The sequence below is a fragment of the Alteromonas sp. DYW1 genome (genome assembly GCF_059752595.1).
This window is the reverse complement of the sequence record NZ_CM186038.1, coordinates 1,720,470-1,732,800: the sequence shown is the minus strand read 5'-3', so window position 1 is coordinate 1,732,800 and position 12,331 is coordinate 1,720,470. Positions and strand designations below refer to the sequence as shown.

General features: G+C 46.7%; 7 protein-coding genes. 3 read left to right on the top strand and 4 right to left on the bottom strand.

The annotated features are described in order from the left end of the window. Positions 1–71: 71 nt before the first annotated feature. Complete coding sequence (locus tag AC121Z_RS07645) at positions 72–2,687, bottom strand: VolA/Pla-1 family phospholipase (RefSeq protein ID WP_498127837.1); 2,616 nt, start codon at positions 2,685–2,687, stop codon at positions 72–74. A gap of 314 nt (positions 2,688–3,001) precedes the next feature. On the opposite strand from AC121Z_RS07645, the gene AC121Z_RS07640 reads away from it, so the two are divergent. Beyond that, positions 3,002–3,787 carry a YciK family oxidoreductase gene (locus AC121Z_RS07640; RefSeq protein ID WP_498127836.1) on the top strand — a complete coding sequence of 262 codons (786 nt, stop codon included), beginning with the start codon at positions 3,002–3,004 and terminating at the stop codon, positions 3,785–3,787. A 91-nt stretch (positions 3,788–3,878) separates the two neighbouring features. Here AC121Z_RS07640 and glnS read toward each other — a convergent pair whose 3' ends face one another. Continuing rightward, complete coding sequence (gene glnS, locus AC121Z_RS07635) at positions 3,879–5,546, bottom strand: glutamine--tRNA ligase (RefSeq protein WP_498127834.1); 1,668 nt, start codon at positions 5,544–5,546, stop codon at positions 3,879–3,881. A 157-nt stretch (positions 5,547–5,703) separates the two neighbouring features. On the opposite strand from glnS, the gene AC121Z_RS07630 reads away from it, so the two are divergent. Then, a complete protein-coding gene (locus AC121Z_RS07630; RefSeq protein ID WP_498128182.1) occupies positions 5,704–6,738 on the top strand; it encodes a LacI family DNA-binding transcriptional regulator in 1,035 nt (344 codons plus the stop codon). 28 nt (positions 6,739–6,766) lie between these two features. Here the strand turns inward: AC121Z_RS07630 and AC121Z_RS07625 are convergent, their stop codons facing one another. Beyond that, the gene (locus AC121Z_RS07625) at positions 6,767–8,239 is read right to left on the bottom strand and encodes an MFS transporter (RefSeq protein ID WP_498127833.1); all 1,473 of its coding nucleotides are present in this window, start codon (positions 8,237–8,239) and stop codon (positions 6,767–6,769) included. 189 nt (positions 8,240–8,428) lie between these two features. Between AC121Z_RS07625 and AC121Z_RS07620 the strand changes: the two genes are divergently transcribed. Continuing rightward, entirely contained in the window at positions 8,429–9,937 is a 1,509-nt protein-coding gene (locus AC121Z_RS07620) for a tryptophan halogenase family protein (protein ID WP_498127832.1), read from the top strand. On the opposite strand, the gene AC121Z_RS07615 is transcribed toward AC121Z_RS07620, so the two are convergent. Next, positions 9,913–12,327, bottom strand: a complete 2,415-nt coding sequence (locus tag AC121Z_RS07615; RefSeq protein WP_498127831.1) for a glycoside hydrolase family 31 protein — start codon at positions 12,325–12,327, stop codon at positions 9,913–9,915. The two genes, AC121Z_RS07620 and AC121Z_RS07615, sit on opposite strands and share 25 nt — an antisense overlap. Positions 12,328–12,331 lie beyond the last annotated feature (4 nt).

The following is a 12,331-nucleotide window of genomic DNA, read 5'->3' as shown; positions in this document are numbered from 1 at the left end:
GAAAAATAAACCCAATTGGTAATACATAAAAAAAGCCGGCAAATGCCGGCTTTTTTAACTCGACTATAAGTCTAGTTAGCAATAACTGACTCATTAGTAATGGGTAGCAAGCGTGCCTTACTCGCTATGAAACCCGCTACTTGACGTTGCATTTCTGTAGTAACTGCGGGACTTGATGCAGGATTCAAACTTGATGCGTGTGCACCCTCATTAAACCATACGTGGCCACTTAATGGGTCAGTGCTCGTGATGGTTGAGACCACTTGCTCAAGACCAATTTGACGAGCCAACGGAATTTGACCTGCCAAAGGTAATGCAGTTGAAATCGGGATCACTTGGTCAGGCAGGTTATCTCCACCATCGCCAACAACCGTCATCATATGAACCGGTGTATTCGAGCCCAGGCGCGCACCGTAAGTGATTGGATCAGCTGCATCTAAAACTGTTTGCGCAGCGAACGCAAACTGCGCAAATACAGCATTAACACTGGCTGCTTGCTCTGGCGTCAACGCGCCTTCGAATGCACTTACAGCAGCTGTTAACTGAGCTTCAGTAACGTCTGTTGTGCCATAGAGCTGCATCAATAGGCCCTGGAACTCAGGTGATGACTGACTCAACAATAGTCCTCTGATAAGCCCGCCAAACGCACCGCTCTCTAATAAGAAGCCCGCTAAGCCACCACCAGGAGATTCTAGTGATGCCGCCTGAATAGCAAAGAAATTATCAATCAGTGGATTACCTAAGGAAGTATTTGCGATAGCCGCAAAGTTACCGCCAGTAATCGCACCTAACGAAACCCCCATAACCGAAACATCAAATGGGTTGATATCACCCAGTTGACTCGCTGATGTATCCACAAATGCATTCAGACCAAGGCGCAAACCAAGCAAATCAGATACCGACTGGCGTAAATTATCACGTGCAGTAGGTAAGCTTGCTAGGTTCATATAAACCGTCGCTGAATTACCTGGATAAGCTTCGTCATCATTAGTGGTATTAAGCAATGCAGGTATACCAAACTCACTCAGATCGAAACCGCGGCTACCATGCAAAGGTTGATCAATCGCAACTGTTGCATAGCCGGCTAAAGAGAGTGTGCCAGTAATGGCTAACATATCTTCTTTTTTCGAGGTAATACCGTGTGCCAAAATCACTACTGGCCATCCTGCCTCAGGCTTCTGGATTGGGAAACCCAATGCTGTAGCCAGTGCTGGATTAGGAATAGTGATTTGTACGTCTAATGTCTCATCGCCCATATCCCGGCCTTTAGGCTGTGGTACAGGGTTAAACTTAGTGATGTTACGAGCAGAATCTAACTTTTGGCCATTGACGCGTAAATCAGCTAAACCCACTTGCTGACAAAACGCTGCGTTTGGACCAGGTGTCGCTGCGGCAAGCACTTCTTGCGGTGCACCAGCAAGCACAATTCCGCTATCACATGCGGCTTCCCAGAATCCGTTAATCGGAGCAAATGGGTTCTCTGCAGTCGGAACAGCCGAGTAATAAGGCAACGAAATCGAGCCTTCCATGCGCGTTGCGGCACAGAACGGACCTACCTGTTGAAGAATACCCGTTGATACCGCAACCGCAAAATCATTCACTGCACCCCATACCGGCGCAAGCTGACCACCCACAGTACCAAACAAGCCATTACAGGTTTGTAAGGCTGAGAAATCTGTCGCTTCAATTAATGGGATGAGAGGCGCTGCCGCAGGTGGCAATTGGCTGATCCCTAGCTGCACTGCTCCGGCCACAGCTTCTGCTGATACTAAGCCCAAGGTTTCCATTACATTTTGCGGGCCTGTGGCATCAGTAACCACAATTGCTGGCAATGCTTCGCCTGCCGCTGGATCGCCCGCCTGTGCTCGCGCTGCAAACTCGGCAATCATCACCTGCTTCAATGTTTCCATTGTTGAAAGTGTAGATTGAGTCGTGAATGCAGATATATAGGTAATTTCGTCACGTGAAAAACCCACATTCGATAACGCAAGGATGTGCGAATTAATGAGATTCTGCAGAGATAGTTGCGATGGGCTTGCAAGCGGTAAAACGTTAGGATCTTGTGCTACTAATTCCCACGTTGTTGAACCTGCAACTGATTTACCCGTGGTATCTTTTAGGGCATTGGTCATTACCAATACATGCCCAGACCCAGCTTTCAATGGGTTTAACGGAACTACGTTTATCGTGTTTGGGCCACTCAAGCTCATGACAAAATCTTGGCCGTAAACCAGTTCATCGCCAACTTTACAACCAGCGCTCGGCACTCGAATAGCAGCACAATCAGGATCTGATTGGTCTAAACCGAGTGTAGCTTCGAAGATGTGCACGCCAGCGGCCAAGGTTGATTCGTCAAGCGCAACGCCTTCAGGCGTTTCCACGTTGATGACAAATGGGTGACTGGTTGCCCAACCATCCAGCACGTTTAATGCGTTCTGCGGATCACCAAAGTTGGTCGGATCGGCAACAGGTATGTTGAGTGTGTAATCGAAGAACCCATCGTCGCCAGGCAACATGAGTAAGTCGTTAGGGATGTTCAACTCACCCGCACCTGGATCAAAAACGATCCTAGATTGCGGCTGTTCTACCGGCACTTCAGCTTCGATGTCAGCGATTGTCTCGCCACCACCACAACCCGCCAAGCCTAGCGCCATGGCGATGCTGCTGCTGATTAATAGTTTTCTCATTTCGACTCCCTACAATTCTATTGTTATTCTTGTTCATGAATAGAGACTGTGCGTACTTGACGTGCACTGTTCACATGAATGAACAAATATTAAACAAGTAAGACCAGTTAACTTTAGCGTAATATTATGGGCTTTGTAGCAACATTGCAAAGGTTTGTTAACACTTTGTAATTATGTTGCATAAATTGGACTATTGCGCGCCGATCAGAAATTATTTTTGTGCTAATGCATGGGTATTTCGTTTATCATCTTCTATCTGCTTCCCAGAGCCGTGCGGCTCGATTAAAACTGTGCAACTAAGGCTGCATTACAACATGATGAATTCTCAGACTTTTGAACGCAAAATAGCAATTGCCAATAACTATTCGGCGCAACCCGATGAACTGAACGGTAAAATTATTTTGATTACAGGTGCCGGTGATGGAATTGGCAAAGCCCTGGCCATTACTTATGCGGCGCTTGGCGCAACCTGTATTCTATTAGGCAAAACTGTCAGTAAACTCGAAGCAGTTTATGATGAGATTGTGACTAACGGTGGTGCGGAGCCCGCGATAGTTCCGCTCGACTTAAAAGGTGCAACTCCTCAACACTATAGCCAAATGGGAAATACCATCATCGACCAATTTGGCCACCTCGACGGTGTGGTGCTTAATGCGAGTATTTTGGGCGCACTGTGTCCGTTTACAGAAATTACAACCGAAGAATATAACGATGTAATGCAGGTCAATGTTAACGCTTCCTTTGCACTGATGCAGGGGGTATTGCCGGCATTGAAGCTAAGTTCCTCGGCCGCTTCAGTTATTTTTACAACCTCTTCTGTGGGCCGCCAAGGCCGCAAATTTTGGGGTACCTACAGTATTTCTAAATTTGCGACAGAGGGCATGATGGAAGTGTTAGCGAATGAATATTCCCCTACTCGCATTCGCTTTAACTGTGTCAACCCAGGTGGCACCCGCACCGCGATGCGTGCGAAAGCATTTCCTGCTGAAGATGCTTCTTTGCTTAAAACCCCTAAAGATATTATGCCGACCTATTGCTATTTAATGAGCAATGCCAGTGCTGGAGTTAGCGGCTTGATATTTGATTGCCAACCCAAGTGACCGTTTCAGCCAACGCTTTAATGAGTAAAAGGCTGTTGCAATAAAAAAGCCAGCGAGTCGCTGGCTTTTTTATTATGTAAAAGAAATGTTGCTAGTTGCTGCCCTCAGAATGACTCCAAGTATCGCGTAACCCAACGGTACGATTAAACACTAGACGTTCAGACGTCGAATCATTATCGACACAAAAGTACCCAGTACGTTCAAACTGAAAAGCTTGCAGTACTGTAGCTGTTCCTAAGGATTGCTCTGCAAAGCCTTGCACTATTGTTAGCGAATCTGGATTAATCGTATCAACAAAGTTCTCCGCACTGGCAGGATTGGCTTGATTAAATAAACGATCGTATAAGTTAAATGTCGCTGGTACGCCAGTTTTAGCATCGACCCAGTGGATAACCCCTTTAACCTTGCGCCCATCCGCTGGATCCTTACCCAACGTTTCTTTGTCATAAGTACAGTAAACGGTAGTTACGTTACCATCAGCATCAGTATCAAACCGCTCTGCTTTGACGACATAAGCGTTGCGCAAGCGCACTTCTTTGCCTAATACCAAACGCTTGAACTTTTTATTGGCTGACTCACGAAAATCTTCAGCTTCAATCCAAATTTCTTTGCTAAAAGGTACAGATCGAGTTCCCATTGATTCATCGGTTGGATGATTGGGAGAAGTAAGTATTTCACCGTCATCGACATAATTTTCAATGACTAATTTTATCGGATCTAACACTGCCATCGCGCGCGGCGCATTAACATTCAGATCATCACGAATACAGGCTTCTAACATACCCATTTCGACCAAGTTATCCATCTTGGTAACGCCGATGCGTAAGCAAAATTCTCGAATTGATGCTGGGGTATATCCGCGGCGTCGCAATCCTGCAATGGTTGGCATGCGCGGATCATCCCAGCCATTAACGTGCTGCTCATCGACCAATTGGATCAATTTGCGCTTACTTAGCACCGTATATTCTAAGTTTAAACGTGAAAACTCATACTGCCGCGGAACGGCAGGTGCACTGATGTTTTCAATGACCCAATCGTATAAACGGCGATTATCCTGGAACTCCAGAGTACACAGTGAGTGAGTGATCTGCTCAATTGCATCAGAGATACAATGGGTGAAGTCGTACATTGGATAAATGCACCATGCATCACCGGTTTGGTGATGATGGGCGAATTTGATCCGATATAGCACGGGATCGCGCATACACATGAATGGCGATGTCATATCTATCTTGGCGCGTAGACAACATTCACCCTCCTTGTACTTACCAGCGCGCATAGCCTCGAAATGCGCCACATTCTCTTCTACTGCAGTATCGCGATAGGGGCTGTTAGTACCGGGCGCGGTGAGTGTTCCGCGCATCTCGCGGATAACTTCCTGCGAAGAAAAGTCAACATAAGCCAATCCTTTCTGAATTAACTCAAGCGCAAAACCGTACAACGCGTCAAAGTAGTCAGATGAATAACGGTCTTTACCATCCCACTCAAAACCTAGCCAATGCACATCATTTTTAATCGCATTCACATAATCGATATTTTCTTTTTCTGGATTCGTGTCATCAAAACGCAAATTACAAGTGCCTTGATAATCTTGTGCTAAGCCAAAATTCAGACAAATCGATTTAGCATGGCCAATATGCAAAAAACCATTCGGCTCAGGCGGAAAACGCGTTTTAATTGATTGATGTATACCTGCTTGCAGGTCCTTATCAATAATTTGACGTACAAAATTGGTCGGACGATGCTCAGTCTCGGCCATTTAGGCAATCCTCAATGTGAAATGATTAGTTCTCGACCGCGCAGTATACCATCGCTCAGCGTTTACGATAGCGATTTATAACATTTCTCGCAAAGTCGTTGCGCTAATGAATTGTGCTGTTGTATAAAAAAGGAATCGCGGGTTAGTACAGGCAGTAATTTTGGCAGCTAAAGACAAAGCCACTTCTTTTGATATCGCTCACAAGGCTGGGGTTTCTCAGTCCACGGTTTCTCGCGCGCTGAGCAATAGCCCTTTGGTTAATAAAGAAACTCGCGAGCGGGTGCAACGGATTGCCCGCGAAATGAATTATAAAGTCGACAAAAACGCCAGTAATTTGCGGAAACAGCGTAGCTCGACTATCGCCTTGTTGTTGTTTGAAGATCCCTCACCTGACGATTCATTAATCAACCCATTTTTCATGTCTATGCTAGCGAGCATTACTCGCGCCTGCGCAGCGATCAATTATGATTTGTTGGTTTCATTTCAAAATATGAACAGTGACTGGCACGCCGAATATGAAGATACCAATAAAGCTGATGGTTTGATTTTATTGGGCTACGGAGACTATTTAGATTATCGCGATCGCTTAAACCAACTCCAGGAGCAAGGCACCCACTTTGTGCGTTGGGGTGCGCATGATAGTGAATATCCAGGTATTTCAGTTGGCTGTGATAATTATCAAGGCGGAGCGCTGGTTACTCAACATTTGATCGATCAAGGCGCTCAGACATTTGCATTTATTGGCACAGCAGGCCAACGTGCGCCCGAATTTATGGCGCGTTTCCAAGGGCATATCGATACGCTTGCAAACGCTAATTTACTCGCCGCAGAAGCCGTTCAGTATAATGCAGTTTCGACCGAAGAAGCCGGCTATTCTGCCACTGAAAAAATGCTCCAAGCAGGGATCAAGCCAGATGCGTTGGTCTGTGCCAGTGATTTGATTGCCGTGGGTGCAATCAAATGCCTCAAGCAGCATGGCATTCACGTACCGCAAGATATGCGGGTGAGTGGATATGATAATATTCCTATTTCAGCTTTTACCACGCCGACCCTCACAACCGTGCAGCAAAATACTAAGCGCGCCGGCGAACTATTGGTTAGTCATTTGGTAGAACTCATTAATAATCGTGAAGTTGCCGATTATTTAATGCCTGCAGAGCTTATCGTGCGCCAATCCAGCATTCGTGAGTAGCGGCCGATTATTCAGCCGCTTACGAGTTTCACAACGCCTCTGAAGATTCTTGCCCCTCGCGCACCAAGAATACTGATGCTGCCGCCAATAGCATGGCTACACCCGCTAAGATAATGATGTATTTTGCCTCATTCTCAAACACTGAACTTAAGATCCATCCGGACAGTAACCCTGATACGATTTGCGGTGCAGCAATGGTGAAGTTAAAGATCCCCATATATACACCGGTCTTATTCGCCGGTAAAGAGCCAGCCAAGATAGCGTAAGGCATCGCCAAAATTGCCGCCCACGCAATACCGACGCCAATCATTGGCAATAACAAATTAACCGCCCCTTGTGGAACCTCAACCTGCGTGATCAATAGATTGACCTGTACCGGCGTCAGGTCCTGGAAGAACATAAAGCTGATATAACTAATGCCACCCAATGCAAGTGAACCAGCGTATACCGTCTTGCGCCCAATTTTATCTGCTAATTTTGCGAGGAATACAGAAAAAACTGCCGCAAACAAGGAATATGCGGCAAACATGATCCCTACCCAATCACCTGCCGCGCCTTTAGCCACTACAACATAATCAGGTACCACTGAGACAGATTTTAGATAGGCTGGGTCAAACCATTGAGTTTCTACGCCCCAAATGTGCTGGGTTATCGCAGGCATGGTGTAGACCCACATAATAAATAGCGCGAACCATGAGAAAAACTGAACCACGGCAAGTTGCTTCATGGTGGTCGGCATAGTCAACATGAGTTGCCAAAAATTGGCCAGTTTTTGTCCGATTGAAGTTTTAACTGCTAGCTCTTTTTCAATCTCGGCATGATCCATGCCTTTATACCGGTAATAGTCTTCCGGGGCATATTCCTTGGTCCGGATAACGGTCCAAATCACCGAACCTAACAATACTGTTGCACCAATATAGAATGCCCATACCACCGACGGTGCCACTTCCCCAGCCTGTGCGGTGTTTTCTAAGCCCACCACATTAGTCAAAACAAACGGTAAAATAGAGCCAACAACCGCTCCAATGTTGATCAACAAAGACTGCACCGAATAACCAATATTGCGCTGTTTAGCTGGCACCATATCGGAAACCAGAGCACGAAACGGCTGGAAGCAAACATTAAACGACGCATCCATTAATGCCAGCATAAGGGCACCAAATATCATCGGCGCCATAAAGGCAACAAATAATGGTGCATTTGGCATCAAGAACATACCGATAGCAGCCGCAATAGCTCCTGCTAAGATGAACGGCCGACGGCGGCCAAGGCGATTCCAAGTCCGATCAGATGCCGCACCAACGATAGGTTGCACGATCAAGCCCATAATGGGAGCGACTAACCAAAACAAACTGAGTGAATGAAGGTCAGCGCCTAAATCAGACAAGATTCGACTGACATTGGCGTTTTGCAAAGCAAAACCAAACTGCACGCCAAGAAAGCCGAAACTGACATTCCATACCTGCCAGAAGGAAAGTTGTGGCTGGTTCGATTGATTCATGTTGTATACCTATTATATTTTCGCTGCATCTGGTTGCGAATTGTGTCCCGTGGAATGTGTCGAAATCTTTAACAACACATTAACAACGCAGTCTAACCATGTAGCCGTTAAAATACTATTCAGCTGCATACGTATTCAATTACATGGCGCATTCGCTTTTTGACTTGTGCAGGGGTACATTAATCCTGCATGCAGTTAGATACAGGGTGTAAGGTGAACGAACATAAACCGTCATTATTAGTTGTTGGAGGGGGCACAGCGGGTTGGATGACTGCAGCCCTGCTCCAGCATCACCTAGCGCCCAAAGGCTTTACTGTAACCCTAATAGAATCACCGGATGTTGGCATTATTGGTGTTGGCGAAGGCTCTACGCCGCAATTGAGAAACTTTTTCAACTTACTCGGGATTGCAGAAGATACTTGGATGCCAGCCTGCGACGCGACATTTAAAAATGGCATACGCTTTAATCACTGGACAGCGAAACCACAGAGTTCGTATTTTCATCCTTTCCCGTCATTAACCGACCGCTTGACCGCTGGCGCTTTTTTGCTCAACTGCCATCAGCGCCAAAATGGTAAAGAAAGCTACACGCAACCCGACGATTTCTTTTTAGCTGCTTACCTATCAGCAAATGGATTAAGCCCGAAAGCAACGGATCACAAAAATGCGCCAGCGATCAATTACGCCTATCATTTTGACGCGATTAAAGTCGGGCAATTTATTCGCCAACACTGCACAAACGCAGGGGTTAAGCATATTATTGGTCATGTTGATAGTTGTCGTCAGTTTTCAGATGGTTCTATTCAAAGCGTTGTTTTAAGCAATGGCAAAGAATTGACTGCAGATTGGTTTTTCGACTGTACAGGTTTTCGCAGTCTGTTGATCCAAGAGACGTTAAAAACCCCGTTTATTAGCTTTAAAGAAAACCTATTTAACGATCGAGCTGTCGCCATTGGTACTGATACCTGTACGAAATTTTTGCCACAAACCACTGCGACAGCATTAACCCACGGATGGGCATGGCGGATCCCTCTCACACAACGCACCGGTAATGGCTATGTTTATAGCAGCGCCTATTGTGATCCCGACGAGGCAGAAACCGAATTGCGCCAGCATCTTGGACTTATGGATAGCGATATTGATGCACGCCATCTCACAATGCAGGTCGGTCGTTGTACTGAGACCTGGGTAAAGAATTGTATTGCCGTAGGTTTAGCACAGGGGTTTATTGAGCCATTAGAAGCAACAGCATTGCATATCGTGCAGGAAACCATCGACAATTTTGTCAGTGCATTCAGTGCCGGCGGTTATGGTGTGCAACATCGAACACAATATAATCAAGTGATCAATGCCCGTATTGACGGAATAAGGGATTATATTGTCTGCCATTATCACGCCAGTGACCGAGAGGACAGTGAATATTGGCGCGCCAATACGCATAACTCTCATCGCTCCGACTCTCTCAACGCTATTTTTGATGTTTGGTATCAAGGCGGCGATCTCACTGCCGAAATCAACCGACAACAGATTGCCCACTATTACCCTGCTATATCTTGGCATTGCTTACTGGCTGGATATGACTGCTTTAAAGCCGCGGAAAGCATAAAACCGAGTCCGAGAGACACCGCCATATTTCAGCGTATTACCGAATTGGCGCAACCTTTTATGCCGCATCACTCCAGTGTGATTGTAACTTGATCATGCAAGGACACTTGCACATGCAGTTCGGCCGATCCACTGTGCCATTGCACCTGTGCTGATTGATTTACCAAGTACAGCGTGTCGTTTACTCTCAGGCGCTGAGGCGGTTGGCTTAGTCCATGCACAATCAAATTGACATTGCGCTGCTCAGGTTGGCCGGCGAACTCACCAGACACATTTAGAGCGATACTCAGTTGTGGTACGTACTTCGCGTGCATCTGAATCGCTTGGTAATTTTGGCGGGCAAGGTTTTCAGGATGAATACCGTCATCATCATACAAAGTATATTGCGACGACTGCCCTTCTGGATCGACGTAAAAGTGTAAATTCATCGATTCAGTTGAATACTTGTCCAATGATTTAACTGCCTCAACCATTGGAATGAAAGAACCCGCTTTAACAAACACCGGAATTTGAGTCATCGGCGTTGCAACGTTATGTGACTGCCCACCCGCAAAGATGTCACCGGTCCAAAGGTGATACCAGTGCCCCTTTGGCAGCGCAACATCCACCGCTTTAATCCCAGCGCGGGTAATGGGTTGTACCAGCATCGCCTCGCCAAACAAATATTGTCGCGTGTTATCCAACGCGGCATCAGCATGATGCAGCATTACAGGACGCATAAAAGGCAAGCCCGTCAGGCTATTTTCGTAAGCGAGAGAATAGATGTAAGGCATTAGTCGATAGCGTAGCTTAATAAACTCGCGTACATAACTTTTTACCGGCTCGGGATGAAAAACCGGTTCTGGTGCAATGTGATCTTGTGCATGCGGTCGATACACTGGGGTAAATACGCCAAATTGCATCCAACGGGTGTAAAGTTCAGCGTCGAAGACTTCCCCGCCAGCAAAGCCTCCCAAGTCTGAATGAGTGTAAGCCAAACCAAACAAGCCCATCTGTAGTGCTAGCTCGACTTGCGATTGCAACCCGCCCCATTCACGACTGACATCACCGGTCCAAGGGATCATGCCATAGCGTTGTGACCCTACAAACCCTGAACGCATCATTACAAAGGGCCTTTTTGTTGGCTCAAGTGCTAATTGACGTTCATAGACCATCTGGGCCCATTGGTGACCATAAGCATTGTGGAGTTCATCTCCGGTAGCTTGTTCACCGTTGATCGTATGGATGCTGTCAGCTGGATGTACTTCTGGCTCACCCAAATCACCCCACCAACCAGCCACCCCTTGTTGTGCTAGACGCTCATAGTAGGTCCAAAACCAATCTTGAGCGACTGGGTCAAAAACATCAACCAAGCCAGTATTGCCGAAGTAAAAATCAAATCGCCGCGGCGTGCCCGCCAGATTTTTTGCCAGAGCGCCATGCGCTACCGCACTATCCCACTGACTTGAAGAACGCAGAATAAAGGGTTCGGTAATAACAACCGTTTTGACGCCCTGCTCTCGCAAGGTTGCAATCATGCTCTCCGGCTCTGGCCAAGCGTTACGATCCCAATTTAAGTTACCCATATGCCCTTTGATGTCTGGGCCAAACCAATAGAGATCCAGTACTACAGCATCAACCGGAATATCCTGTGCACGAAACAAACCAATAGTGTCGAGGGTTTCCTGCGCACTGCGGTATCCAAACCGTGAAGCAAAATTCCCTAACGCCCAGCGTGGCGGTAACGGTTGTCGACCGGTCACCAAAGTGACTTCTGATATTAAATCTGCATAATCCTCAGCGGCAGCCACAATATATGCCGTGCGACCGGCCACAGCTTCAAACTGTAATACGTCTTTCTCGGTAAGCCCTATGTCTACAAACCCATTCGCCGAGTTATCAAAAATTAAGGCATACTTTTTTGATGACATAACCGCAGACAGACTGTAGTACATTTGCGATGACTCAGTGGTATAGCCATAGTGAGCGCGATTGTACAAAGGCAAGCGGTGACCACGACGATCCATACCGAGTACGCGTTGCCCAGCGCCCATAATTTGCTCTTCGTCACTCAGCGCAAAGCGGAACCCTTTTATGGTTGCCTGGTTTATCAGGCCCGCTTCTTCGGCAAGCAGCAGTTCGTCGTTGTGCCAATAACTCAGTTTAAAGGGCTGGCGTTGAATGTGAACGGCCATGTCCGGCAATTGCCAAACCCAACCGTTGGATGACTCCACCAGCGTATTTTTCACACTAACATTGAGTGATGGATCTAAGGCGAATGACGGCAACTGACGTACATTTTTAGGTTGATACCACACCGCAACCGCACGCCCAGTTAATGCCTGCAATTCGACCTTCCCATCCGTTAATTGAATAGACAGGGTTTGTGCTGATTGCTTTACCGAATTGGCGACACCGGCGTAAGCATAGACTCCGTAACCAAGATAAAACGTTAAGATCAATCCGCCAGTGCGGAACCATTGCCAAAATGATGAGGCTCGCATGCTT

Coding starts and splice junctions, on each gene's coding strand:
- AC121Z_RS07625 (WP_498127833.1), bottom strand. CDS start 8,239: ATGAATCAATCGAACCAGCCACAACTTTCCTTCTGGCAGGTATGGAAT.
- AC121Z_RS07645 (WP_498127837.1), bottom strand. CDS start 2,687: ATGAGAAAACTATTAATCAGCAGCAGCATCGCCATGGCGCTAGGCTTG.
- AC121Z_RS07640 (WP_498127836.1), top strand. CDS start 3,002: ATGATGAATTCTCAGACTTTTGAACGCAAAATAGCAATTGCCAATAAC.
- AC121Z_RS07615 (WP_498127831.1), bottom strand. CDS start 12,327: ATGCGAGCCTCATCATTTTGGCAATGGTTCCGCACTGGCGGATTGATC.
- AC121Z_RS07620 (WP_498127832.1), top strand. CDS start 8,429: ATGCAGTTAGATACAGGGTGTAAGGTGAACGAACATAAACCGTCATTA.
- glnS (WP_498127834.1), bottom strand. CDS start 5,546: ATGGCCGAGACTGAGCATCGTCCGACCAATTTTGTACGTCAAATTATT.